The sequence below is a fragment of the Haloarchaeobius pelagicus genome, from assembly GCF_051207375.1.
GTDB lineage: Archaea > Halobacteriota > Halobacteria > Halobacteriales > Natrialbaceae > Haloarchaeobius.
Map to the genome: position 1 here is coordinate 628,783 of NZ_JBPJZD010000002.1, position 24,368 is coordinate 653,150.

The 24,368-nt window shown below is 66.1% G+C and carries 27 protein-coding genes; 13 read left to right on the top strand and 14 right to left on the bottom strand.

Annotation, left to right across the window (positions count from 1 at the left end; genetic code table 11):
- Positions 1-50 precede the first annotated feature (50 nt).
- Positions 51-1,160: a PDDEXK family nuclease gene (locus ACSC1S_RS15720; RefSeq protein ID WP_435365116.1), complete on the top strand. Its 1,110-nt coding sequence runs from the start codon at positions 51-53 to the stop codon at positions 1,158-1,160.
- Between the two features lie 63 nt (positions 1,161-1,223).
- Here the strand turns inward: ACSC1S_RS15720 and ACSC1S_RS15725 are convergent, their stop codons facing one another.
- The 3 genes from ACSC1S_RS15725 to ACSC1S_RS15735 all read right to left on the bottom strand — a co-directional run bounded on the left by ACSC1S_RS15725 (position 1,224) and on the right by ACSC1S_RS15735 (position 2,540).
- The gene (locus ACSC1S_RS15725; protein ID WP_435365117.1) at positions 1,224-1,604 is read right to left on the bottom strand and encodes an FAS1-like dehydratase domain-containing protein; all 381 of its coding nucleotides are present in this window, start codon (positions 1,602-1,604) and stop codon (positions 1,224-1,226) included.
- An 80-nt stretch (positions 1,605-1,684) separates the two neighbouring features.
- Positions 1,685-2,314 (bottom strand): uracil-DNA glycosylase, encoded by a 630-nt coding sequence (locus ACSC1S_RS15730; protein WP_435365118.1) that lies wholly within the window; start codon positions 2,312-2,314, stop codon positions 1,685-1,687.
- Position 2,315: 1 nt separating this feature from the next.
- On the bottom strand, positions 2,316-2,540 hold the full coding sequence (locus tag ACSC1S_RS15735) for a DUF7860 family protein (RefSeq protein ID WP_435319773.1): 225 nt from the start codon (positions 2,538-2,540) through the stop codon (positions 2,316-2,318).
- An 86-nt stretch (positions 2,541-2,626) separates the two neighbouring features.
- On the opposite strand from ACSC1S_RS15735, the gene ACSC1S_RS15740 reads away from it, so the two are divergent.
- From ACSC1S_RS15740 to ACSC1S_RS15760, 5 genes are all read left to right on the top strand, one after another.
- On the top strand, positions 2,627-2,875 hold the full coding sequence (locus tag ACSC1S_RS15740; protein WP_435365119.1) for a DUF8151 family protein: 249 nt from the start codon (positions 2,627-2,629) through the stop codon (positions 2,873-2,875).
- A gap of 276 nt (positions 2,876-3,151) precedes the next feature.
- Positions 3,152-3,304: a hypothetical protein gene (locus tag ACSC1S_RS15745; RefSeq protein WP_435365120.1), complete on the top strand. Its 153-nt coding sequence runs from the start codon at positions 3,152-3,154 to the stop codon at positions 3,302-3,304.
- A gap of 156 nt (positions 3,305-3,460) precedes the next feature.
- Complete coding sequence (locus ACSC1S_RS15750) at positions 3,461-3,679, top strand: hypothetical protein (RefSeq protein WP_435365121.1); 219 nt, start codon at positions 3,461-3,463, stop codon at positions 3,677-3,679.
- Between the two features lie 64 nt (positions 3,680-3,743).
- Positions 3,744-6,941 (top strand): isoleucine--tRNA ligase, encoded by a 3,198-nt coding sequence (gene ileS, locus ACSC1S_RS15755; RefSeq protein ID WP_435365122.1) that lies wholly within the window; start codon positions 3,744-3,746, stop codon positions 6,939-6,941.
- A gap of 42 nt (positions 6,942-6,983) precedes the next feature.
- Positions 6,984-9,134: a CARDB domain-containing protein gene (locus ACSC1S_RS15760; RefSeq protein ID WP_435365123.1), complete on the top strand. Its 2,151-nt coding sequence runs from the start codon at positions 6,984-6,986 to the stop codon at positions 9,132-9,134.
- A gap of 29 nt (positions 9,135-9,163) precedes the next feature.
- Here ACSC1S_RS15760 and ACSC1S_RS15765 read toward each other — a convergent pair whose 3' ends face one another.
- The 4 genes from ACSC1S_RS15765 to ACSC1S_RS15780 all read right to left on the bottom strand — a co-directional run bounded on the left by ACSC1S_RS15765 (position 9,164) and on the right by ACSC1S_RS15780 (position 11,972).
- Positions 9,164-9,700: a heme NO-binding domain-containing protein gene (locus tag ACSC1S_RS15765; protein WP_435319778.1), complete on the bottom strand. Its 537-nt coding sequence runs from the start codon at positions 9,698-9,700 to the stop codon at positions 9,164-9,166.
- 69 nt (positions 9,701-9,769) lie between these two features.
- Complete coding sequence (locus ACSC1S_RS15770; RefSeq protein ID WP_435365124.1) at positions 9,770-10,618, bottom strand: ribose-phosphate diphosphokinase; 849 nt, start codon at positions 10,616-10,618, stop codon at positions 9,770-9,772.
- A 37-nt stretch (positions 10,619-10,655) separates the two neighbouring features.
- Positions 10,656-11,120 carry a twin-arginine translocation signal domain-containing protein gene (locus ACSC1S_RS15775; protein WP_435365125.1) on the bottom strand — a complete coding sequence of 155 codons (465 nt, stop codon included), beginning with the start codon at positions 11,118-11,120 and terminating at the stop codon, positions 10,656-10,658.
- A gap of 51 nt (positions 11,121-11,171) precedes the next feature.
- The gene (locus ACSC1S_RS15780) at positions 11,172-11,972 is read right to left on the bottom strand and encodes an HVO_0234 family beta-propeller protein (RefSeq protein WP_435365126.1); all 801 of its coding nucleotides are present in this window, start codon (positions 11,970-11,972) and stop codon (positions 11,172-11,174) included.
- A gap of 477 nt (positions 11,973-12,449) precedes the next feature.
- Between ACSC1S_RS15780 and glmM the strand changes: the two genes are divergently transcribed.
- Positions 12,450-13,817, top strand: coding sequence for a phosphoglucosamine mutase (gene glmM, locus ACSC1S_RS15785; RefSeq protein ID WP_435365127.1), 1,368 nt, complete (start codon positions 12,450-12,452; stop codon positions 13,815-13,817).
- Between the two features lie 49 nt (positions 13,818-13,866).
- Here the strand turns inward: glmM and ACSC1S_RS15790 are convergent, their stop codons facing one another.
- On the bottom strand, positions 13,867-14,973 hold the full coding sequence (locus ACSC1S_RS15790) for a DUF7118 family protein (protein WP_435365128.1): 1,107 nt from the start codon (positions 14,971-14,973) through the stop codon (positions 13,867-13,869).
- Positions 14,966-15,331: a phosphoribosyl-AMP cyclohydrolase gene (gene hisI / locus ACSC1S_RS15795; RefSeq protein ID WP_435319784.1), complete on the bottom strand. Its 366-nt coding sequence runs from the start codon at positions 15,329-15,331 to the stop codon at positions 14,966-14,968. Before hisI ends, ACSC1S_RS15790 begins: the two co-directional genes overlap by 8 nt.
- 702 nt (positions 15,332-16,033) lie before the next feature.
- Between hisI and ACSC1S_RS15800 the strand changes: the two genes are divergently transcribed.
- Positions 16,034-16,258 carry a hypothetical protein gene (locus ACSC1S_RS15800; RefSeq protein ID WP_435365129.1) on the top strand — a complete coding sequence of 75 codons (225 nt, stop codon included), beginning with the start codon at positions 16,034-16,036 and terminating at the stop codon, positions 16,256-16,258.
- On the opposite strand, the gene ACSC1S_RS15805 is transcribed toward ACSC1S_RS15800, so the two are convergent.
- The 3 genes from ACSC1S_RS15805 to ACSC1S_RS15815 form a co-directional block, all read right to left on the bottom strand.
- Positions 16,255-17,361: an A24 family peptidase C-terminal domain-containing protein gene (locus ACSC1S_RS15805; RefSeq protein WP_435365130.1), complete on the bottom strand. Its 1,107-nt coding sequence runs from the start codon at positions 17,359-17,361 to the stop codon at positions 16,255-16,257. The two genes, ACSC1S_RS15800 and ACSC1S_RS15805, sit on opposite strands and share 4 nt — an antisense overlap.
- Before the next feature lie 103 nt (positions 17,362-17,464).
- Complete coding sequence (fer, locus tag ACSC1S_RS15810) at positions 17,465-17,854, bottom strand: ferredoxin Fer (protein ID WP_435365131.1); 390 nt, start codon at positions 17,852-17,854, stop codon at positions 17,465-17,467.
- 131 nt (positions 17,855-17,985) lie between these two features.
- A complete protein-coding gene (locus tag ACSC1S_RS15815; RefSeq protein ID WP_435365132.1) occupies positions 17,986-19,170 on the bottom strand; it encodes an inorganic phosphate transporter in 1,185 nt (394 codons plus the stop codon).
- A 79-nt stretch (positions 19,171-19,249) separates the two neighbouring features.
- Between ACSC1S_RS15815 and hisA the strand changes: the two genes are divergently transcribed.
- On the top strand, positions 19,250-19,981 hold the full coding sequence (gene hisA / locus ACSC1S_RS15820) for a 1-(5-phosphoribosyl)-5-[(5-phosphoribosylamino)methylideneamino]imidazole-4-carboxamide isomerase (RefSeq protein ID WP_435365133.1): 732 nt from the start codon (positions 19,250-19,252) through the stop codon (positions 19,979-19,981).
- Positions 19,982-20,195: 214 nt separating this feature from the next.
- Here hisA and ACSC1S_RS15825 read toward each other — a convergent pair whose 3' ends face one another.
- On the bottom strand, positions 20,196-20,441 hold the full coding sequence (locus ACSC1S_RS15825; protein ID WP_435319789.1) for a DUF8028 family protein: 246 nt from the start codon (positions 20,439-20,441) through the stop codon (positions 20,196-20,198).
- 301 nt (positions 20,442-20,742) lie between these two features.
- Between ACSC1S_RS15825 and hisB the strand changes: the two genes are divergently transcribed.
- Positions 20,743-21,330, top strand: coding sequence for an imidazoleglycerol-phosphate dehydratase HisB (gene hisB, locus ACSC1S_RS15830; RefSeq protein ID WP_435365134.1), 588 nt, complete (start codon positions 20,743-20,745; stop codon positions 21,328-21,330).
- Here hisB and ACSC1S_RS15835 read toward each other — a convergent pair.
- On the bottom strand, positions 21,327-22,484 hold the full coding sequence (locus tag ACSC1S_RS15835; protein WP_435365135.1) for a laminin B domain-containing protein: 1,158 nt from the start codon (positions 22,482-22,484) through the stop codon (positions 21,327-21,329). The two genes, hisB and ACSC1S_RS15835, sit on opposite strands and share 4 nt — an antisense overlap.
- Before the next feature lie 123 nt (positions 22,485-22,607).
- Between ACSC1S_RS15835 and trpY the strand changes: the two genes are divergently transcribed.
- The 3 genes from trpY to ACSC1S_RS15850 all read left to right on the top strand — a co-directional run bounded on the left by trpY (position 22,608) and on the right by ACSC1S_RS15850 (position 24,362).
- A complete protein-coding gene (trpY, locus tag ACSC1S_RS15840) occupies positions 22,608-23,111 on the top strand; it encodes a TrpY family transcription regulator (RefSeq protein ID WP_261648912.1) in 504 nt (167 codons plus the stop codon).
- A 52-nt stretch (positions 23,112-23,163) separates the two neighbouring features.
- The gene (locus ACSC1S_RS15845; RefSeq protein WP_435365136.1) at positions 23,164-23,673 is read left to right on the top strand and encodes a hypothetical protein; all 510 of its coding nucleotides are present in this window, start codon (positions 23,164-23,166) and stop codon (positions 23,671-23,673) included.
- 230 nt (positions 23,674-23,903) lie between these two features.
- Positions 23,904-24,362 carry a hypothetical protein gene (locus ACSC1S_RS15850; RefSeq protein ID WP_435365137.1) on the top strand — a complete coding sequence of 153 codons (459 nt, stop codon included), beginning with the start codon at positions 23,904-23,906 and terminating at the stop codon, positions 24,360-24,362.
- The last annotated feature ends 6 nt before the right edge of the window (positions 24,363-24,368 follow it).

Sequence of the window (24,368 nt, forward strand, 5' to 3'; positions counted from 1 at the left end):
TGACTAGTCAGACCCATTAGACAAATATAGGACACAGCCGGACGTATCGTATGCGAGTCTTCGACCGAGTCGAATCTGCTTCAACCCAGAGGACGGAGCAGTACGACAGAGCGGCCGTTCAATCCGAAGAGGAGCTGGAGTCGCTCCTGCACGCGAATCCAGCGATGCTCCTCGACGAGGACGTGTTCATATTTAGTCGCCAATATCCACTCGAAGGCGGTATTCCGGATTTGCTGGCGCTCGATAAGTTCGGAAATGTTCAGGTGTTCGAACTCAAAGCTGGAAAGAGTGGCACAGGGAGTGCGAGCGAGGAAACGATTCTCGGTCAACCGCAGACCTACGCCCAATCGATTCACTCCTACGACTATGCTAGACTAAACGAGGTGTACCAACGTTACAAATCGGACATCGCTCAGGGCCGCTGGGACGTGCCCGAACGTCTGGCCCCTGCAGACGCACTCCGGGATGCTCACGAATCGGTATTCGGTGTCTCACTAAAACCCGACGAGTTCAACTCGGAGCAACGAATGGTCGTCGTCGCCGAAGAGATAACGAGACAAACCGAACAAAATGCACGTTACCTCCTAAACAATGGAATGAACATCCAGTGTGTCGAGGTCCAATGTTTTGAGCGCGATGGGTCCCAACAACGAACTGTCGCCACGAACACAGTCGTCGACTACGACCTGTCCCGTGTTCGGCCAGCGCGTGCAGCGAACCCAACGTACCCCGAAGTCATCTCCGAACTCGTCGACCTCACCTTCCCGAAGGTACGACATCTGGTCGAATCAGGGTCGCCGGGTCTGGCTTTCGAGAACACGGATAGCTATCGGCCGAGACTCCAGTCAAACCATACCGACCATCCAGATGGGTTGAAATACGTGTTCTATCTTCGGCCAGTCGAGTGGAACTCTATCATCGTTGCTATCGACTATATGGGCCAAGACGAGGACACGTTAGACACACTTCTTGCGAACGCAGAGGTCTTCGAGGTCCAGGGATTCCATGTGAATCCGAATAGGTCGCGTGATAGAATCGTAGGATTCAGTTGGGATGTGGACTCCGCTGAAGTATTAAACGACGAGACATTCCTCACCGAGGTTGCAGAGCGGTTCGTCACGCTCGTCGAAACCGGCCACGACGTGTTCACCGCGGACTAATCACGGCCGACGACCGGAAGGCGTGCTCGTCTGCGCCAGCACAGTGGTTCGACCGCTTCCTCGCTATTTCATGATGACGCCGGTCACCTGGGCGCGCAGGACGACCTCGCCGGACTCGTCCCGGCACACTGCCCGGGCGGACAGGATGTACCGCGATTTGCGCTCGGTGACGTGCTCGAACCGCCAGCGGCAGGTTATCTCCTCGCCGGTGTACACGGGGCGGGGGAACTCGAAGTCCATCTCGCGGGCGAGCACGTCGTAGTCGCCGCCGATCTTGGTTGGCAGGGTCGCCGTCAGGAGGCCGTGGACGAGCAGGCGGCCGTCCTCGTCGGGTTCGACGTGGTGCGTGCCCTCGTCTCCGGAGAGGGCGGCGAACTCGCGGACCTCCTCGCGGGTGAACGTTCGCGTGAAGGTGTCCGTGTCGCCGGCTTCGGGGACTTGCACAGCCGAGGGTGGGGATTCGACCGACAAAAAGCCACACCCCAAATCCCCGGTGATTACCAGTACGTGCACCTGATATCAGCCTACCCGACCAGTCTATCCAGCGCGTCACCGAGTGCCGCCACGTACTCGTCGGGTTCGTAGCCCAGCCGTGAGACCCACACGTCCTGATAGGACGGGTGCAAGATGGGCAGCACGACACAGGCCAGTGCCGGCGATTCGACCGGTTCCAGCACCGAGTCGAGGAACCCGTCGATGGAGCGGCCGTCGAAGGCGAAGACGGTCTCGGTGGCGTGCGTTCCCGTCGGGACGACCACGGCGGGGTCGATGCGGGCGAGTTCTGTGTCGAGGTGGGCGCGGCAGTTCGCGAGTTCCTCGGGGGTCGGTTCGCGGTTCGTCCCGCCCTCGGCCGCCTCGGGGAAGCACTTCACCGCGTTGGTGTAGTAGGCGTCGGGGTGGCCTGCTGTGGCGAACAGGTCCCGAACCCGTCGGCCGGAGTGCCGGGAGGTGTACGCCAGCCCGGTCAGGTTGCCGCCCTGCCAGCGGTCCGCGTCGGGGTCGCCGGCAGCCGGGGCTTCACCGACCACGACCACGTCGGCGTCGCGCGGGCCGTTGCCCCACGCGATGCGCTGTCGGCACTCGGCGAGTTGCGGACAGCGGGTACACCCCGGTTCGACGACGAGCGCGTCGTCGGCAGCGGGGAAACGGGGCATCTCACTCGATGAGCGGGAGGACGACGCCGAACACCGCCAGCGAGAAGAACGCGGTCAGGATGCCGAACAGGATGGAGTCCGTGAACAGGGTGTCTTCCCAGGCCGGCAGCGTGTCGTACAGTGCGTGACCGACGACCTCGCCGCCCGCACCGACCACGAACAGGCCGAGACCGAGCAGGAAGCCGAGTTTCGCCAGTTCCGGATACGTTCTCGAACGAGTGCGCATAGCTGAGAGAGGTCTGCCCGTCGTCAAAACCGTTTCGTCGCCGCCACGGCGAAAGGTAGATATTCGGGGAGAGATTCGAGACGGCTATGTTGACGATACTCTCCGAACTGATCCCCGAACTCCTGGCGATACTCGCGTATGCCGTGGTCGCGGTTGCACTCTCGGCCCTGGGCGCGAGCACCGAGCTGGCCGGCCTGCACAATCTGCTCACGGACGGCTTCAGCATCCTCACCGTCTGGTACGCGGTCATCGGTGGCCTGTTGCTCTACAGCGCGGTCTACCTCGTGGGACAGAAGCGCCTGCTCCCCCGTGTGAAGCTTCTCCTCGCCGACTGAGAACCGCGAACCCGGCGGAACCGACGACGACATAATTCTCGCGAGACCGCCCCGAAAATATCTCATTCGGCCAACAGCTTCATATCACACGGGTCGAATCGTCGGATTGAAATGAGTACAGGGGACGCTGGGAGTATCTTCGCCCACGAGAAACGAGAGCCGACGCACGAATTCCCGCAGAGCATCTTCGAGTCGCGAGCCGACGAGTAGGGGGCCGGACCGCCTGAATATTCAGGCCGCGCCTTGATGTAAGCCACCTATGATTTTCTAGACGACATGTCGGGGGACATGGGGTCGATATTCACGGACGAACCGGTGGAACCGTCGCACGAACACCCGGAGAGCATCTTCCGACCGCCGCTCGACGACCACGTCATGACGGTGTTCGAGGACGACGGCTCGTTCTATCGGCTGCGGGTCGACGACTGACCGGACCACCGGACCAGTGGGCTGGCGCGTACCGCGTCACGCCACCGAACGTTGCTACTGCCGACTCCGGAGCGATGCGACCGTGACTGCCACTATAATTCCATAGGTATAGTCCCGAAACTAATATTGTCTTGTGGGAATTATTCTATCCCAAGGATGTCGAAAAGAATGCTCGTGGCCGTGTTCCTCCTGAGCATCGCTGTCGCCGGATTGAGTGCCGGCGTCGTCGTGTCGGACGTGGACCAGTCGCCCGACTCGCCCGTCCCGACCGTTCCGGACCACCACGCCGCCACGGGCCACAGCCACCAGCTCGGCCAGAACGACACGCGGAACTGCTATGGAATCGACGGCTACCCGGCCTGTCCGTTCCGATAGCGTCCGCCACAATCCCACCTGCAGGACCGATTCCCATTTAATGTCGGAGTGAGTCACTCCGCACATGGAACGATTCGGGGAGGTATCCGACCAGTACGACCCCCACGACGTCGAAGACCGTATCTTCGACTACTGGGACGAGGTGGATGCCTACGAGCAGACGAAGACACACCGAGAGGACTGCGAGCCGTTCTTCTTCGTCGACGGCCCGCCGTACACCTCCGGCGCTGCCCACATGGGCACGACCTGGAACAAGTCGCTCAAGGACGCCTTCATCCGCTTCTACCGGATGCAGGGCTACGACGTGACCGACCGGCCGGGCTACGACATGCACGGCCTGCCCATCGAGACGAAGGTCGAGGAGGAACTCGGCTTCGAGAACAAGAAGGACATCGAGGAGTACGGCGAGGAGAAGTTCATCGAGGCCTGCAAGGACTTCGCCAACCGCAACCTCGACGCGATGGACGAGGACTTCCAGTCCTTCGGCGTCTGGATGGACTGGGACGACCCGTACAAGACCCTCTCGCCGGAGTACATGGAGGCCGCCTGGTGGGGCTTCCAGCAGGCGCACGAGCGCGGGCTGGTCGAGCAGGGCAAGCGCTCTATCAACCAGTGCCCACGGTGTGAGACCGCCATCGCCAACAACGAGGTCGAGCGCCACGACGTGCACAAACCAGCGATCTACGTCAAGTTCCCCTTGACCGAGCGCGAAGGCAACCTCGTCATCTGGACGACGACCCCGTGGACCATCCCCGCGAACACCTTCGTCGCCGTCGAGGAGGACGCCACCTACGTCGGCGTGCGCGCGGAGAAGGACGGCGAGAGCGAGGTGCTCTACGTCTCCGAGCCACAGGTCGAGGAGGTCCTCAAGGAGGGCCGTTACGAGGACTACGAGGTCGTCGAGGAAGTCTCGGGAGAAGAGATGGTCGGCTGGGCGTACGAGCACCCGCTGGCCGAGGAGGTCCCGGAACACCCCCACGGCGAGGGCGCTGGCCAGGTGTACACCGCCGAGTACCCCGACGCCAACGACAAGTCCGGGATGGTCCACTCCGCACCCGGGCACGGTGAAGAGGACTTCGAGCGCGGTTCGGAACTCGGCCTCGAGATCTTCTGTCCCGTCAGTGGCGACGGCACCTACACCGAGCAGGCTGGCAAGTACGCCGGCCAGTTCGTCCGCGACGCGAACGCGAACGTCATCGCGGACCTGGAGGCGAAGGGCTTCCTGCTCGGCCACGACGAGAACTACCTCGTCGAGGGCGAGGGGCAGTGCTGGCGCTGTGACACGGACATCGTCCGCCTCGTCACCGACCAGTGGTTCATCACCGTCTCCGACATCAAGGAGGACCTGCTGGACAACATCGAGGACAGCACCTGGTGGCCCCAGTCGGCCCGCGACGAGCGGTTCCGCAACTTCGTCGAGGACTCGCCGGACTGGAACGTCTCCCGCCAGCGCTACTGGGGCATCCCCATCCCCATCTGGGTCCCTGAAAACTGGGACGGCAACATGAGCGATGTCGTGGTCGTCGGCACCCGCGAGGAACTCGCCGAGCGCGTCGACCAGGACGTCGACCCCGACGAGGTCGACCTGCACAAGCCCACCGTGGACGACCTCACCATCACCGAGGACGGGACCACCTACACCCGCGTCCCCGACGTGTTCGACGTGTGGCTCGATTCGTCAGTGGCCTCGTGGGGTACGCTCGACTATCCGAGCGACGACAGCCAGTTCGACGAGCTCTGGCCCGCCGACCTCATCATCGAGGCCCACGACCAGACCCGCGGCTGGTTCTGGTCCCAGCTCGGCATGGGCTCGGCTGCACTCGACGAGGTCCCCTACGACGAGGTCCTCATGCACGGGTGGGCGCTCGCCGAGGACGGGCGCAAGATGTCGAAGTCCATCGGGAACATCGTCGAGCCCAGCGAGGCCATCGAGCGCCACGGGGCCGACGCGATGCGCCTGTTCCTGCTCTCGCGCAACCCGCAGGAGGAGGACATGCGCTTCTCGTGGGACGAGATGGAGAACATGCAGCGCGACCTCAACATCCTCTGGAACGTGTTCCGGTTCCCGCTCCCGTACATGCGGATGGACGGGTTCGTCCCGGAGCACAGTTCGCCCGAGGAGGCCGACACCGAACTCGTCGACGAGTGGGTGCTCGCGCGCCTGCAGAGCGTCAAGGCCGAGATGGCCGAGCAGTGGGAGGACCACCGCCGCCCCGACCGCGCGCTGAACACGCTGCTCCAGTTCGTCGTCGAGGACGTCTCCCGGTTCTACATCCAGGTCGTCCGCGAACGCATGTGGGACGAGGAGGACAGCCCCTCGAAGGAGGCCGCCTACGCGACCTTCTACCGCGTGCTCACCGACGTGGTCAAGCTGCTCGCGCCCTACGCCCCGTTCGTCACCGAGGAGATCTACAACACCCTCACCGGCGACGAGGGCCACGACACGGTCCACATGTGTGACTTCCCCGAGGTCGACGAGTTCTGGGCCGACGAGCAGCTGGAGACCGACGTCCAGCTCCTGCGCGCCGTCGAGGAAGCCGGCTCGAACGCCCGCCAGCAGGCCGACCGCAAGCTGCGCTGGCCCGTCTCGCGCGTCGTCGTCGCCCCGAACGACCCGCGCGCCGCAGAGGCCGTCGAGCGCCACCGCGACCTGCTCGCCGACCGGCTCAATGCCAGGGAGGTCGAACTCGTCTCGCCCGAGCAGGAGTGGGGCGAACTCCAGTACGCGGCCCGCGCCGACATGGGCAAGCTCGGCCCCGCCTTCGGCCAGCGCGCCCCCGAGGTGATGAACGCGCTCAACGAGGCCAGCATCGACAGCACGGACCTCGACGCGCTGCGCGAGGCCGTCGACGAGGACGACCTCACCGAGGAGATGGTCGAGTTCGTCACCCGCACGCCCGAGGGCGTCACCGGCAGCAGCTTCGCCGTGAAGGGTGACGAGAAGGGTGTCGTCTACGTGGACGCCACCCTCACCGAGGATATCGAGAGCGAGGGCTACGCCCGCGAGGTCATCCGCCGTGTCCAGGAGATGCGCAAGGACCTCGAGCTCGACATCGAGGCGCGCATCCGCCTCGAACTCGACGTGGCCGACGACCGCATCGCCGACCTCGTGCGCCGTCACGAGGACCTCATCGCCGAGGAGGTCCGGGCGACCGAGTTCGCGACCGTCGAGGACGGCCACCGCAAGGAGTGGGAGGTCGAGGGCGTCACGATGACGCTCGCCGTCGAACCGCTCGCGGAGGCCGAGGCGTCGGACGACTGAGCAGGCACAAGAGTCTTTTTCGCGGTCTCCGTTTTCGAGGACGTGTACCGACGGCTCCTCGTCGCGCTGCTCGTGCTCGTGTCGCTTCCTGCTGGCACCGCGATGGCGGCACCGACAGCGGACAGTGCCGTCGCGACCGGGCAGGGGTTCGACCGTGACACGCTCGCCGACGGAGCCAGCCAGAACCGGACCACGACCGACATCCAGCGAACGGTTCGCCTCCACCTGACGCCGACGGAGAAAGGCTCGATACAGACCGACGTCGTCTACGACATCCCCAGCGACGTGACCTCGCTGACCGTGACGCTGCAACAGAACGCCGACGTGGTCGAGACCGAGCGGTTCAGACAGACCGGCCCTCGCGAGTACGAGTGGACCGGCAGCGGCGACACCGCGACCATCACGTTCGACGTCGACGCCAACGAGACCGAGGACGCGGGGCGGCGTGACGTGCAGTTCGCAGGCGGGGAACCCACAGCCGACGCCGCGACCGGACCCAACACCGCGACCGACCGACCGGCCGCGCCTCTCCAGATGAAGACGGCCGACGCGACGCCGGCGGCCGAAACCGACGAGGAGACGTACGCGTTCATCGACGTCGGTCCCTGGGCCATCGTCCGCGTCCCGCAGATGGCGACCTCCTGGAAGTGGGTCGGCTCCGGTGCGGTCGGCCTGACGAAGCGCACCGTCGTCGCCGGGGAGGGCGCGACCGGCGGCCAGCTGGCCTATCTCGGCCCGATGACCGAGTACGACACGACGGTCCGCGAGCAGCACATCCGACTGGTCGTGCCGCGGGCCGCCGAGATGCGCGAGAAGCCGACGGCCGTGTTGGACTCGATGGCGGAGGCGAGCGGTCAGCTCCGGGTCGGCGCCCGCGACCCCTCCGTCATGGTGGTCGCCGCACCGACCAGCGTCCGCTGGAGTGTCGCGGGCCTGCAACTGGGTGCCGACGACGCCTGGGTCACGGCGGACTCGCGACTCGACTCCGCCGACAACGTCTGGCTCCACGAGTACGTCCACACGCGACAGGCGTTCAAGCCGACCGAGGACGGCCAGTGGCTCATCGAGGGGAGCGCCGACTACTACGCGGCCCTGCTCGCGTTCGACCAGGGCCACATCTCGTTCTCGCAGTTCCAGTCGAAGCTGGAGCGTGGCGAGGACGACCCGTACGCCGCCGCGGTCCTGTCAGAGCCGACAACGTGGACCAGGGGAGCGGTGTATCTCAAGGGGTCGCTCGTCACGGGTGCCATCGACCGCGAGCTCCGGGATGTGAGCGACCAGAGCAGCAGTTTCCAGAGCGTGTTCAGGGAGTTGAACCGGCAGGACGGGAAGATATCGAACGCGGACATCCTCGCGGCCATCGAGGCCGAATCGACCGCCGAGACCACCGAGCTCGCGGGGCGCTACACCACCACCTCGGCGACGCCCGACATGTGGACGCGGCAGGTCCACGAGAACCTCTTCGGCGTCATCCCCGCCCTGATGCGGACGACCGTCCCGGCCGACGGCGTGGCCGTCACGGGACCGTACCGGAACGAGACGCTCTCCTCGGAGCCGACGCTCGCGGTCGGCGAGCAGTTACAGGTGAACGTCACCGTCGAGAACGTCGGCGGGCGCGCGGGCGAGTTCGAGACGACGTTCCGGGTCGACGGCGAGGTGACGCAGTCGAAGACCGGCAGCCTCGTCCCGGAGGAGACGAAGACGGTCACGTTCACCCGGGAGGCCACCGAACCGGGTACCGCCCGGATTCTCGTCGGTGACCGGGTGCTGAACGTGACGGTTCGTGAGCCCGCGACGCCCACGGTTGCGAGCATCGACGTGCCGAACTCGGTCGCCCCCGGCGAGCAGTTCACCGTCCGGGCGACCATCAAGAACGACGAGGACTGGCCGGGCAGCGCGATGGTCCCGTTCGTCCTCGACGGGGAGACGCAGTTCGCCCGAGCGGTCAAACTTCCCGCCCGGTCCGAACTCACCTACACCGCGACCGCGTCGTTCGACGACCCGGGCGAGCACACGATTCGCGTCGGCGACACGCAGGTGACGGTGCTCGTCGAGCGCGAGCAGTCCGCGGATGCGACCGGCACGGACGACCCCGACTCGCTGGCGATCCCCGGCTTCGGGCCGACCGCTGCGCTCCTCGCACTGGGTGGACTGGTCGGCCTCGGGGCCGTGAATCGGCGGCGACGAACGTGAGTCGGTTGCAGAAATCGGGGTGGAGCGGACTACTCGAAGTCCACCGTCAGCTCGCAGTGGTCGTCGCCGGCGTGCAGACAGACCGCCTCTGAGATCGTCACCTCGTCGCCGTACTCGGCGGCGATTCCCTCGATGATTCCCTTCCCGAGGTCACAGAGGCGCTTCTCCGAGCGGTACTCCAGCACGTAGGTGTCCGGGTCGGGGCGGGTCGTCGAGACCGCTGGGAGGGCGGACTCCTCGTCCTGCGTTCGAATCTGTTTGTAGATCCCGTCCAGCGCCGCGAGAATCTCGCGGGTCCCCCAGCCCTGCTTGACGTGGGCCTTGAACGTCTTCAGGATGTCCGGCGCGAGGAAGCGCCCGACGTCGCGCTGGATGGTCTCCTCGGAGTGGTCGGTCACCGCGGCGATGGCCGCGATTGCGTCCGTGAACTCCTCGTCCGGGTAGCGCGTCACCGGCAGATAGAGCTTCGGCTCGATACCCGCCGCGTCCATCACCTCGTTCCAGGTGGCTTCCGCGACGTTCTCCTCGACGTACCCCTTGAGCGACTTGTGAAGTATCCCATGCATGGTCCCACCCGTGTGCGGTATACAGCCACTAACAGCGAACCGAAGTATAAAGAATCCGTGTTTTAGTTCCTACAGCTTCTCCGCGACAACTTTTGCCACGGACACCTGGGAGACGGGGCGTTCGAGCGTGTCAGTCCCGATGACGGTCTCCACGCCGGCCCGGGCGAGCTTCGTGACGGCGTTCTGGGCGAGCAGCGGGTGGACGCAGGTGACGAACACGCGCGCCGCGTCGCGGTCGTTCAGCACCGCGATGGACTCGCTCATGGTCGAACCGGTGGCGATGATGTCGTCGACGACGACCACGTCCCGGCCGGTGACGTTCGCGTCGCTCGGGGAGATCTCGACCTCCGAACCCGAGAGGCGCTTCTTCTCGAAGTAGTCGGTCTCACCCTCGCCGTAGGCGTCACAGACGGTCTCGGCGAGTTCGATTGCGCCGTCGTCGGGCGCGAGGAAGAGCGGTTCCGTGAGTGTTTCAGGAAGGGGTTCGGCGAGGACCGAGGCAGCGTCGACGGCTTCTGCCACGGGGGCGAAGAACTCGCAGACGGCCTCCTCGTGCGGGTTCACCGTGATGACCCGGTCGGTGTTGGCCGAGATTGCGCGGGCGATGGCCCGCGAGGAGATCGGCTCGCCCGGGTTGAACACCTTGTCCTGGCGGGCGTAGCCCATGTACGGCAGGACGGTAACTATCTCGTCTGCGCCCGCCTCGCGGGCGGCGTCCTGGAGCTGGAGCAGTTCGAGATGGGCGTCACTGGTTGCGGTCGATGCCACGACGACGGCCCGCTCGGGCGAGACGTCCCCGATGCGAGCCATCACCTCGCCGTCGGGGAAGCGCTCGAACTCGACCGGCGCGAGCTCCTCACCGAGTTCGCCGGCGAGTTCGGCCGCGAGCGCCTGCGACCCGGAGCCTGGGAGTATCATGTGCGTTGGGTCATCCGCCGGGGTCTTTCCAGTTTCGTTACGGGGCGGTTCCGGTTGGGCAGGTGGTAGGTGGGTCGACAATGCTGACGAGGCGGAGGACAGAGCCCTCCTCAATGATGGCGTACGGTCGGAGCGCACCCGACCGCTCCGTCCGACTGTCCCATGTCTTCGTCTGTTCCCCGTCGAGCGTCACCGTCAGGACGAACTGCCCCGGGTCGGTCGGAAGGTTCTCGGAGACGACGAAGCCGGGTGGATAGTTGTCGTTCTCTATCGCGTCGAGGTCGCGGATCTGGTCGGTGAGAATTTCGCCGTCCTGCTCGACGGTGATCGAGACGGTGTGGGCCTCGTCGTCCTTGTTCATGACTTCGAGCGAGCAGAGGACGGAGTCTTCAGGTGGGTCCTCACTGGTCGGCAGGTCCGGCCAGAGGTCGAATCGAGTGGCTGCGAGGCCGACCGCGCCGGTGGCGGCGACCGCGCCGAGGAGGTTGCGACGGGAGACCATTCGTGAGTACTTCACCGCCAGCAGACATGAGCTTTGGTAGAGAGTTCGAGGCTACCGGGGAACCGCCACCGCCGCCACGTCAGGCATCCCGAGCAACTGGTGTCGCCAGCCGTCCTCGGCCTCCGCGAAGAACCTGCCATCCGAACTGACCGCGTAGGTCGTGTCGCCGTAGTCGAGGTCGACGAACTCGCCAGCGGGCTGGTGCGGATGGGAGGTCCAGCCGTCGTCGGCCAGCTGGTAGAGTTCGCCGTCGCCGATGGCGTGGCTTCGCTCCCCGTCGCTGGCGACGAGGGTGAACTCGCCCTCGAGGTCGTCCATCCAGCCGTTGCCGAGGTAGTAGAGTCCCGAGGACGTGGCGGCTCTCGGGGTACCCTCCGTGGTCACGTCCCGGGCATCGTCCAGCCCGGCGTGAGTCAGGTCTTCCGTGATTCGGTAGACGCCGTCGCTGGCGGCCACGAGGTCGCCGTCGATGGCGCGAACGTCTCCCGCGCAGGTCCCGAGATCGTGCCAGTCGCCCGATTCCTCGTCGTATCGGGCGACCCGGCCGTCGTCACCCGCGGCGAGCAGACCGTCTTCGGACAGCCCGACCGCGACCGCCGGACCGAAGCCCGACGCCTCGAACGCGCCGGGACCGACCAGCACGTCTTCAGTGGTGGCGACCGCGACCAGCCCGTCGCCCGCGGCCACGTCGCTGGCCTCGCAGCGATGCGCGAGTTCGAAGCCGCCGACGCGCTCTTCGACCACGTCGACCGTCACGACGCCCATCCCGCAGGCGACGTAGACGGTCGTCTCGCGCTTGTCGCCGGAGTAGACCCGCTTCTCGTCGAGGCTGATGTCGTTATCGGCGCTCATACGTGGAGATGTGTGTGGTGGGGTCGAAAACGATGCGGTCTGGTGCTGACAGTGGGTGGTGAATCGAGTCGTGACGAATCGAGATGAGTTGTGACTTCCAGGAGGGAACGTGGTGGTTCCCGTGACGACGAGCAGTTCACTCGCTCTGGTGGCGATGGCCGCACCCGCCCCGGACCGCCACCGCACCACACCCTCCCCAGCCGATTCCCTCCGTTCCGCGATGCTCCACTCCGGTCATCCCTCGCACGTCTACAGGCTGGCACGCTCGCTATCGCTCACTGCCAGCCAAGCGTGCGCCGGGTGGCGAGACGGGTCTCAGGCGGCAGTGTATCCCCGCTCGCCTGCACGACGGAATCACGGGCGGCCACCGTGTCCCCGGGACGACCCATACTCGAAACGCCAGTTTCCGTGCCCGTCATCGCCTCGCCTGCGACAGTTCGGAACCACTTTTGTCTCGGACACCGCAGTATCGCTCGAATGAAGGTATTCGGTTCCAGCGGGACGCGCGGCGTCGCCAACGAGGAGTTGACGCCCGACTTCGTCCTGCGCGTGGCGAAGGCTGCCGGCACGGCGTGGAACGCCGACCGGGTGGCCATCGCCCGCGACACACGAGCGACAGGAGAGATGCTCGCCGACGCGGCCGTCGCTGGGCTGACCAGCGTCGGCGTCGACGTCGACCGCCTCGGGGTCGTCCCGACCCCCGGCGCACAGGTGTACGCCGAGAGCGAGGGCGTGCCCGCGATGATGATAACCGCGAGCCACAACCCGCCGGAGTACAACGGCGTGAAACTCATCGGCACCGACGGGGTCGAACTCGCCGTCTCGGACCTCGAACGCGTCGAGGACATCCTGCTGACCGAGAAGTTCGAGGCCGCGTCGTGGGACGAGGTCGGCCACGTGACCACGGTCGAGGACGCCTGTGACCGCTACGTCGACCAGTTGCTCGACGCGGTCGACACGGAGAAGATCGCCGACGCCGACCTGACCGTCGCGCTCGACCCCGGTCACGGCGCGGGGTCGCTCACCTCGCCCGAGTTCTTCCGTCGCCTCGGCTGCCGGGTCGTCACGGTCAACGCCCAGCCCGACGGGCACTTCCCCGGCCGTGACCCCGAGCCCGTCCCGGAGAACCTCGAAGACCTCGGCCGCCTCGTCCGCGCGACCGGTGCTGACGTGGGAATCGCCCACGACGGCGACGCCGACCGCGCCATCTTCTACGACGAAAATGGAGAATACGTCGAGGGTGACGCCACCCTCGCGGCGCTCGCGGCCGCCGAACTCGGCCCCGGGGACACCACGGTTTCGGCGGTCAACATCTCCCAGCGCCTCGTCGACGTGGCCAACGAGACGGGCGCGACGCTGGAACTCACGCCCATCGGCTCGACCAACATCATCACCCGTATCGAAGAACTCCAGGCGAAGGGCGAACACGTCCCGGTCGCCGGCGAGGGCAACGGTGGCATCTTCTTCCCCGACTACCGGCTCACCCGAGACGGCGCGTACGTCGGCGCACGCTTCCTCGAACTCGTCGCGGACCGTCCCGTCAGCGAGATCGTCGCGCCCTACAGCGGCTACCACAACGTCCGCCGGAACGTCGAGTACGACAGCGAATCCGAGCGCGCCGCCATGCTCGCCGCCGCCGAGCAACGTGCCGAAGCAGACGACGAGGCCGACCTCGACACCAAGGACGGCTACCGCCTCGACTACGGCGACGCCTGGGTGCTCGCGCGCCCCTCCGGAACCGAACCGCTCGTGCGTATCTACGCCGAAGCGAAGGACGAAGATCGCGCCGTCTCGCTGGTCGAAGCGATGCACGAGGCACTCGTCGCCGCGAAGGCAGACGCCTGAAAACGAACCTGCACTCTCGCTCCCGCACCCCCGTACTCCCGCACCCGCTTTATTCCTCGACGCCCAGCGCGTCGCGCAGGTCGTCACGTTCTGCACGCAGGTCTTCCAGTTCGTCGGCGACCGCCCCGGACGCGAGTCGGTCCCGTTCCTCGTCGTCCAGTTCCGCCAGCGCCACCGCGGCCGTCCGTAGCCGCTCGTAGTCGTCACGCCACGTCAGCTCCCGGACCGTCCGGAGCGTCGCGACCACGTCCTCGTCGGCGAACCGCGAGACCAGCGAGATGCGTTCCTCGCAGCGCCGACGCAGCTGCTCGGCCGGCCCCGGCGGCCAGCCCAGTTGCAGGGCCGAGCCGTCGAGGCGGTCGAGGTAGGTCTGGCGGGTCGACACCGCCCTCGTGAGCTCGACCGGGTCATCGACGTAGTGCTCGAGTTTCGAGCGCGAGTAGTCCGCGAGTTCGAGCAGTCGCGGGATGGTCTCGGTGCCGGCCTCGTGGGTTTCGACGTAGTCGGCCAGCTCGACGGGCGGTTCGCGCACGTCGACCAGCGGGTACTCCGCCGCGTCCGTTGCGAAGTCGAGTACCTCGCGGGCGCTCGCGTCGAGCCGGTAGTCCTGGAACGCCTCGACCACGGCCTCGTCGTACGCCTCGACGGGCTCACGGAGGTCCTCGACCGGTGCGTCGAGGTCCGCGTCGCCGAGTTCCTGCAGGCGCTCGCACTCCGCGATACGGTCACGAACCGTCGAGAGCCGCTTCTTCGCGGCCTTCTCGGCTTCTCTGTACGATTCCTTGGCCTCCCGCTCGGCGTCGAGCAGGTCGACCGCATCTTTCGCCGGTTCGAGGGCCTGCCGGGTCGCCTCGAAGTCCGACTCGCTCAGTCGTCGCTTGTCGGTCCGGTCCAGCGCCGTCTCGAAAGCATCCCGGTGCGCCACGTCCTCGGCCAGGCCCTCGACCAGGGTGGCGAAGCGCTCCTGGAACTCGACGTAGGCCTGGAAGTCGCCCGACCCCGTCGCGGTGTCGACGTAGTCGTCGAGCAGTTTCGTCGCCTCGTGGTACGCCTCGGCGACCTGTTCGAGGCCGTCTCGGCCCTGCTCTTCGACCGCCTGGCGGGCCTGCTCGCGCTGGCTGGCTGCCTCCCGAAGCCGGGCCGCCGCCTCACTCATAGACGTCGTCCGGGTCGAAGACACGCTCTCCCACCTCCTCGCCGTCGAGTGTCCGGTAGAAACACGAACGATACCCGGTGTGGCAGGCCCCGCCGGTCTGGTCGATGCGATAGAGGAGCGCGTCGCCGTCGCAGTCCACCCGCACCTCCTCGACGGCCTGGGTGTGCCCGCTGGTCGCGCCCTTCTCCCAGAGTTCGTCGCGCGACCGGGAGTAGTAGTGCGCCCGCCCCGTCTCGCGGGTCTTCGCGACCGCCTCCTCGTTCGCGTACGCGAGCATCACCACCTCGCCGGTCTCCGTGTCCTGGGCGACCACGGGAACCAGCCCGTCCGCACCGAAATCGAGCGAGACTGCTGTCATACCTTGGACGTCGGTTGTTCGCGCTATGTGTCTTTTGCTGCGGGTAGTGTGGTCGGGTTCCGAGACGAGGGCAGCTGGTGGCTGTGGCGACGAGCAGTGAACTCGCACGATGGTAATGGAATCCGCACCACGCCCTCCCCAGCCGATTCCGGTGCTCGGCTACGCCTGCGCTCCTCGTCCAGTGCGAGAGCGAACTCTCGCAAGCCCACGCTCGCGGGCTCGCGTGGACCTCGCACGGTTCGACGGGCGGACAGGCCCGCCCGTCTGCACGCGCCAGAGTGGGTCTTCGGCGGTGGATGCTCGGTGGAGTGTGGATAAGGCGCGCGCTGACTCGCGTGCCGTGCGAGGCACGAAGTGCCTCGATGCGAACGGCGAAGCCGTGAGCGAGGCCGCGAGTCGGAATCGTGCGAGGGACGACCGGAGTGGAGCATCGCGGAACGGAGGGAGTCGGCTGGGGAGGGCGTGGTGCGGGGCGGGGCTGTGCTGTGGCGGTTCCAGTGCCACCAGCGCGAGTGAACTGCTCGTCCTTACCAGCAACAGCACAGCTTCCCGGACCGAAAACAGCAGCGCGAGTGAACTGCTCGTTCTCATCGACACCATCCACACCGAAACCCCAACCAACCCAACGCGAGACGAGCCACGACTCACCAACCGATAGCAGCGACACGCCTAAGCCACCGGCAACACCACGGAAGAACACGAATGGCAAGCATCGCAGAGCAGTTCTCGCAGGCCCCGGTCCTCGTCTCCCTCTCGCTGGCGAGCCTCGTCGCGAGCGTCCTCATGTTCGGCGGAACCCTCGCCTTGCTCCCGACCGGTCTCTCCGATTCGACCGAACCCTTCTGGCTGGCCATCATCGTCGTCGGCGTCGCTATCACGGTTATCTGGAACGTGCTGTATCCGCTGTACGAGAATTTTATAGCCTAGATCAGCCCGAGCGCCCGCAGCGCCCCGATGAGGATGTCGCCGTAGACGAACGCGACGAGCAGGCCGAAGAACACCGGTACCAGGAACGGGATGCCGGGCGTGACCCACAGCTCCTCCTCGGTGACCAGCCGGTCCAGCCCGTCGCGGAGCCGGTCGGGGGAGGTCCCGTAGGCGTCACCCTCGATGTCGTCGAGGAAGGCGGCCGCGCCCCAGGGGTCCGCCATCTCTTCGTCGAGTTCCCCCTCTTCGGGCGAGTCCTCCGTCACGTCAGCCACAGCGTCCTCCGACTCGTCCACCCCGCCGTCGGTCGCCACGTCCGCGTTCTCGGCCGTCGATTCGGGCCCGAGGTGGACCGCGCCGTCGGTCGGGTCGTGCGGTTCGTCCGGGAGGCTCTCGGGGTCGCGGAACCGGTCGGGGTCGGCCCGAATCTCGTCGAGGGTCGCCCCGCGCCAGCGCAGGTACATCCGGACCGCGTCGAGGTCCAGCCCGGACTGGCGGGGATACAGCAGGCCCTTGAGGCGCTCGCCGAGGCCCGCGTCAGAGTCAGACAGGAGCTTCCCGTGGGTGGTCGGGATGGCGTCCCACCGGACCGGAATCCCGACGAACATGCGCCGTCCCTGCTGGCCCATCGCCGTGTTCCGCAGGGCGAGCAGCCCCGGGTAGGCGATGCCCCAGACCACGGCGTTGGTGAGGATGGTGAAGGAGAACACCCGCATCGGGGCGGGGTCGGCGATGGGGAACGTCGTCCCGGCGACCGTGATGGCCGGCCACGTAGGATAGAGCACCGCCATCGTCATCAGCGCCCGGGCGTCCGCGCCGCCGAAGGCTCCTAAAAAGTGGAACAGGTACGCCATCGAGACGACGAAGCCGACGCTGATGGTCGTCGTGATGACGAACAGCCGCCACTCGCGGCCCCCTGCTGCCACCGCGTCCTGGTAGTCCAGCGCGAGCAGCGCGACGCCCAGAGCTGTGAGTGGGACCCACGTCAGGTTGTCGACGCGGCGCGTCTGGATGTCGGTGTACGCCAGGTAGGCGAAGACGGGGACCGTCAGCAGGCGCAGCAGGTCCGGAATCGTCGCGGAGAGGGGGCCGACGTCTACCACTGGCAGAAGAGGCACCGGGGAGGGACCTAACAGTTACGGTCGGCTCAGGTGCCGATACGCAGTGCTGTGGGGGTGCGAAAACGGATGAAGGTGAGAGTCCGTTTCAGATGACGCGGTTCTGCAGGTAGTCGAGGTGCTTCGCGTTGTACACGATCCTGACCTCGTCGGCAGCCGGGCTGCCGATGCAGGTCAGACGGACGTTCTTCTCCTCGACTTCCTCGTCCGAGAGGATCTGCTGCATGTCCATGTCGATGTCACCCTCCGTGACGATAGCTGCGCAGTTCGCGCAGGCACCGGCACGGCACGAGAAGGGCCAGTCGTAGCCCTGGGCCTCTGCGGCCTCGAGGATGTACTCGCCCTGGTTTACTTCGAGGGAGCCGTAGTCCTCGTCACCGAGGCCGGCGTCCGCTGCTTTCTCGAAGAGGTCGTCGTCGTCCATGTCCCAGCCGTTGTCGTCCAGCACTTCGTAATTGAGGTATTCTACCGTGGGCATCACCCGACGATTCGACCCGCTTCCCCTAAGACCTTGCTGTTTTGAGGGTCACGAAAAATACGGAACGTCTCGCCGGGTTCGCGGTCCTGTCCGGGGAATCCCGGTGTGTCACGGGGTGGGGAGAAGTGGGGTCAACCGTAGATGGGGAACACCGAGAACAGCAGGTACGACGCGGCTGCCGAGAGGCTGGGCGTGACGATCCACAGTCCGATGACGCGGCCGGTCGTTCCGGGGTCGAACAGGTCGCTCGCGGCGAGTTCGTCGGGTTTCTCCTCGCCGATTGGCGCGACGGACTCGCCGGGTTTGTCGGCCTGGAGCGCGCCACCGACCGTCTTCTTCTTCTTCTTTTGTGTCTGCTTCGGGCTGGTCACCCGCTCGTGGTCGCCACCGTCGGCCTGCGCCGCCCCCTCGCCCTTGACCGCCTGTTCGGCGGCCTGCGTGATGGTCGTGGTCCGGGTCGCCCGCCCCCAGCCGAGCCCGACGATGGACATCGTCGCCGACACCGCCAGCGAGGCGGGGATACCGATGGAGGAGAGGAAGGTGATGAGGCTCGCACTGACGACCTCGACGATGAGCGCCGCGAGCAGCGGAAGGTCGGTGAGGTCGTTCCCGACCGTGTCGAGCGTGCGCCGGGCGATGGTGAACGCACCCACGCCGATGGCCCCGCCGGCGAGGAGGATACCGGGCCCGACGGCGAGTTCGCCCGCGCCGACCAGCGGGGCGACCGCGTTGGCGACGTTCGACGCCCCCGCGGAGAACGCCATGTAACAGCCGATACCGACGACGAGGAGCTGGCTTATCCGCTGTTTCCGTGAGCCGTCTTCGCCTTCGATGTCGAACCGCACCGAGAGATACGGGTAGAAGTACCGCCCGATGACCGCACAGATCCAGAACGCGGTGACAGGGGCGACGATCCACCACGAGACGATCTCGCCCATCTTGTCCATGTTCAGGGTCCCGCTGGCCGCGCCGAGGCCGGCGATGGCCCCGACCGCGGTCATCGAGGTGGAGGCGGGGACGCCGAACAGGTTGGAGATGAGGAGCGCGAAGCCGACGAAGAAGAGGACGGCGACGCTCGCCGCGAGGGTGAACCGGCTCTGGGGGACGATCTGGCCACCCATGGTCTTGATGACCTCGCGGCCGACCGTCCAGCCGCCGAGCACGGCGAAACAGGTCATCAGCGCGGCGGCGGCCAGTTTCGACACCGTGCCACTCCCGACGGCTGGCCCGAACGCGACCCCGGTGGACGAGCCACCGATGTTGAAGCCGACGAACACGGCCACCGCAAGTCCGACGACGAGGAGGGGTTCGACCATTCTGTTCTGGCGTAAGACGACCGTCGGTAAAAAGGCCGTCATCGGTGTCTTTACACCCATACGACACGCCCACTCACCTGTGACACCCTTCCCCGATTTCGCGGTGATTCCGGCCGTCGATATGCAGGACGGTGAGGTGGTACAGCTGGTCCAGGGCGAGCGCGGCACCGAGAAAACCTACGGTGACCCCGTCGAGGCCGCCGAGGGCTGGGTCGCCCAGGGCGCGACCACGCTCCATCTGGTCGACCTCGACGGCGCGTTCGAGGGCGAGCGCAAGAACGCCGCCGCGGTCACGGCCATCCGCGAGGCGGTCGACGTGGACGTCCAGCTCGGGGGCGGTATCCGCACGGTCGAGGACGCGACGAGCCTGCTCGAAAGCGGCGTCGACCGCGTCATCCTCGGGACGGCCGCGGTCGAGAACCCCGACATCGTCGCCGAGATAACGGCCGATTACCCGGGCAGTGTGATGGTGAGCCTCGACGCCAAGGACGGCGAGGTCGTCGTCTCGGGCTGGACCGAGAGCACCGGCCTCGACCCCGCCGAGGCCGCCACGCGCTACGAGGAACTGGGTGCAGGTGCCATCCTCTTCACGGACGTCGACGTCGAGGGGAAGCTCGACGGCGTCCACACCGACCCCGTCCGGCGGGTCGCCGATGCGGTCGACATCCCCGTCGTCGCCAGTGGCGGTGTCGCGACGCTGGACGACGTGAAGGCGCTCCGGGATGCGGGTGCGGCCGCCGTCGTCGTCGGCAGCGCACTCTACGAGGACCGGTTCACGCTCGAAGAAGCGATGGCCGCCGTCGCGGAGTAAGCGCGGTCTGTTTTCGCGGTCGACCGGGCCTGTCCAGGGTCACGACTGCCGAGTCTACTGAGCGGACAGTCGGTAGGTGGGGGAGAAGGGAGCGAGCGGTGTGGAGGGACACCGCGAGTGGGTGGGAGTGTGGTGGTGTGGGAAAGCGCTGGTGTGGGAAAGCGCTGGTGGGTGGAGGGGTCGCGTGTGGTGGTGTGGGAGCGGCAGGTCGGGCTCACTCGGCACCGTAGCCGTGGCCGGCCACGAGCGCGAACAGGTTCAGCGACAGCAGGACGAGGAACGCCTGCGTCTCCGCTGGCGACTCGATACCTGACGCCAGAAGCGACAGGTGCGCGAACGGGAGCGCGACGGCCAGCCAGAAGCTGGCGGTGCGCAGGGGGGTCAGGAACTTGTCCGAGTCGAGTCGCTCTGCGAGCGAGCCTGGGATCGATGGGAGTTGTTGTGGCGTTGCGGGGGACATCGGGAACACCTCGTGGGCACTCCTTGCTACAATGGGGAACCCCATATAACGAGGCGAGCCTTTGCCCTATTTCGAGACGTTTTACACGGGGTGTCTGAATGTTTTACATCGCTTCAGATTCTTTTAGACGTTTTAGAACCCTTTCTGAGCAGATAACTCATTTCGTGTTACCAACCCACATCATCAGAGTCCTGAGAGTTCAGAATCGCCGTCACTGTCGGGGCGGTCCACCGTCGAGTCCCGCCTGACAGGACTCACCGCGAGCGCAATCGCTTTGCACACGGGGGCGTTCGGATGTGGTATGACCGACCGAGCCGCCGCGGTCACGCGCGAGACCGGAGAGACCGACATCGAGGTGAGCCTCGACGTCGATGGCGACGGCGAGAGCGAGGTCGACACCGGCGTCGGCTTCTTCGACCACATGCTCGACGCGTTCGCCAAACACGGCCTGTTCGACCTCACCGTCGAGTGCGACGGCGACCTGGAGATCGACGACCACCACACGGTCGAGGACGTGGCCATCACCCTCGGCCAGGCGTTCACCGAGGCCCTCGACGACAAGCGCGGTATCGTCCGCTACGCCGACCGGAAGGTCCCGCTGGACGAGGCCGTCGCGGGCGTCGTCGTCGATATCTCTGGGCGTCCGTACTTCGAGTTCGACGGGGAGTTCTCCCAGCCCTACATCGGCGATTTCACGAGCCACATGGCCGAGCACTTCGCGATGTCGCTGGCGATGAACGCCGGGCTGACGCTCCACTGTGAGGTCTCGGGCGACAACGCCCACCACGAGGTCGAGGCGCTGTTCAAGGCGCTGGCGCGCTCGCTGGACGACGCGACCCGCATCGACGAGCGCCGGAGCGACACCCCCAGCACGAAAGGACAGCTCTAGGAACCCGTCTCCGTCGGTTCCTCGTCGCCCGGCCCGGGCGTGAGTGCCACGCTGTCGATATCGCCCACGTCGGAGCCGTCGACGTACTCGCCGCGGATGTGGAGCGTCTCGACCGACCCGAGCACCGATTCGAACGTCTCCCTGTCCGCGGGTTCGCTGCGGTCCAGCCGGCCGTCGTCCGGCACGTCACTCACTCCACCTGCCTCCGTCTCCTGCAGCCATGCGTCCGGCGTCAGCGGAACATCGTACCGGGTCCAGTCGGTCCCCGGATGTGCGGTCTCGTCGCCGAAGTCGTGGTACAGCACCTGCTCGTCCGACGCCAGCACCACGTCCGCCGCGTCGAACTGGTCCTCGGTGGTCGACTGCCGGAGCGAGAACGAGAGCGTCCCGCCGATGTACGGCGATTTCGACCCACGGAACGACCGCGGGGCGACCCAGTACCACACGTCGCCCGTCGTATCGTCCTCCGCCGACAGGTAACTCCCGGTGTCGCCGTCGCCCGATTTCCGGTCCGGGAACACCGAGCCATCCTGCACGTCGCCGACCACGGTCCAGCCCTCGGTGGTGGTCTCGAACGTGCTCTCACGGGGCGTGAAGTCGCTCGCGATGGTGACCGCCCCCGAGTCGGAGACCGCGCCGTTGACTTCGACCCCGACGAGGTACTCGCCGGTTCGCACTGGTGCCGAGACGCCACGGAACTCGACGACGATGGTGTCGGTCGCCGTCAGCGTGACCGACGACCCCGGCGAGAGCGTGAGGGTGGTTCCGTCCGAGCCGACCCGCACATCGTTGATGTTCGCCTGTCGCGTCGGCGACCCCGGGCCGCCGACCCGGACCGCCACGTCGTCGTAGGTGAGACTCCCCGACAGCGAGAACGTCTCGGGGAAGGTGATGACGAGTTCGTCCAGTTCCTGGCCGTCGAGGGTCTGGGTCGCTCGCACGGTGATGGTGTACGCATCGGTGAGCAGCGGCACGCCGAGACTCGGGAGGACCGTCGCGTCGCCCACCGGCTCGGTGATGGTGTGTGGCGGTGGTTGTGTCGTCGCGGTCGAGTTGTTGTCGCCGAACTCCACGTTCCCCTCACAGCCCGCGAGCCCCGTCGCGACCATCGTACTGGCTGCAGCGAGGAGTCGTCGTCGAGTGACTGGTGTCATCGATATCTCGACCTCGGTTCGATAGGGCATAAGCGGAGACGCGAAGTACGACGTGTCCACCCTCCTGCCGGCCCGCCAGGCGTATCCACACGAATAAAGCCACGGGGCGTCTCTGTTCGGGCAATGTTCGACGAGATCATGGAGAAGTTCGAGGGCTCCCCGAGCCAGCAGGCCGTCATCCGGCTGTTGCTCGAACGGGGTTTCTCCGTGAACGACGACGGGCGGGTCGTCTCCGGGGGTATCGAGATTCCAAACACGGGCATCGCCCGCGAGATTGGCGTGGACCGGCGGGTTGTGGACTCGACGACGGACGCCATCCTCGAGGACGAACAGCTCAGACGCATCTTCCAGAACATCTCGCAGGTTCCCAGTCTGATGGACCTCGCGCCCGTGCTCGACCTCACCGTCTTGACGGTCGAGGTGACCGACGCCGAGCAACAGGGTATCGTCGCGACCGTCACCGCCCTCCTGGCCGAACACGACATCTCCATCCGCCAGACCATCAGCGAGGACCCCGAGTTCACCGACGAGCCGAAGCTGCACATCGTCACCGACCAGGAGTTACCGGGCGAACTCATCAACGAGATACGGAACCTCGACTTCGTCCGCAAGATAGAGCTGCAGTAGGGTTCGAGAACCGAACCGACGCGCTATTGGGGCCGGCTTCCAGAGTACGGGTATGGACGAGAAGGTAGAGACAGCCCTCCGCTTCGTCGCCGCACAGCTCGCGGTCGCGACCGCGGGCATCCACCTCTGGCTGGGGTGGCGGGCGCTGTACACCTACATCAACGCCGGGCGGCCCTTCACCGACCCCCGGATGGTCCTGTTCGTCCTCTCCGCCATCGCGGTCCCCGTGGGCATCGGGCTGGCGGCCGCCGGCATGCGCCGTGACTACGTCTACAGCCTCGGCATCGGCCTCATGGCCTGTTACCTGGTCGGCTGGCTGCTGTTCGGCGGGCACCCACAGCCCGGGCAACTGGAAATCGCCCCCGCGTGGCAGGACACCGGCCACGCCCACGGGTCGGTCCTCTCGACGCTCGTCGAGCACCTCTTCTCGCAGTGGGAACTGCTCGCCAGCAAGGTCATCGAGAGCATCCTGCTCGTCGTGCTCGTGGTGTTGCTCCGCGAGGAGCGACGCGATTCGGCCGGCAGTGAGGGCGACGCGACCGACGCGGAGGCCACGGCGTGACCGAGACCTTCCACCACGACTGACACCATCCCCGACTTCGTTCGGAAACTCGAGTTCCAGCAATTTCGGCTATTTTAACCCATATATCAAAACACATACAAGAGTGCCGACGGATACGGAAGAGAAGTTCAGAATAACAGAGCAACCCACAACCCACCAAATGTCATAAATCCACCACACATATAAACGTACTACGCCTCTGAGTTCCCGATAGTGGTGGACACAATCTGATGAACCGGAGCCGTCGCTCGGTCCTCGCCGCGTGTGGAGGAGCGCTAGCGCTCTCTGGGTGTCTCTCGGGAGCGTCCGAAGCGTCCGAAGCGACGCAGATATCCAGACTGCTACTCTCGAACCGCTTGGAGGAGCCGCGTCGAGTCGTCCTCAAACTCACCCGCGACGGTGAGACGGTCCTCGACCGCGAGTTCCGGTTTCCTCCCACCTCTGATGGTGTGATGGGGACACGGATGGTCGAGATGGACTGGCCCGACGACCCCGCGGTGTACGTGCTCGAAGCGCAGTACCCGAGCGGCACCGACTACGATGGTGCCGCGAACGGCCGCGACAGGTTCGAACTCGACCCCGTTCCCGGCGGCGAAAACGACTGCACGTATGTTGACATCCAGATTCTTTCATTGGGAGGACTCACGTACGGCTTCGGCAACAGGTGGTGTCCGGGGACGACGCGTTGAAAACCG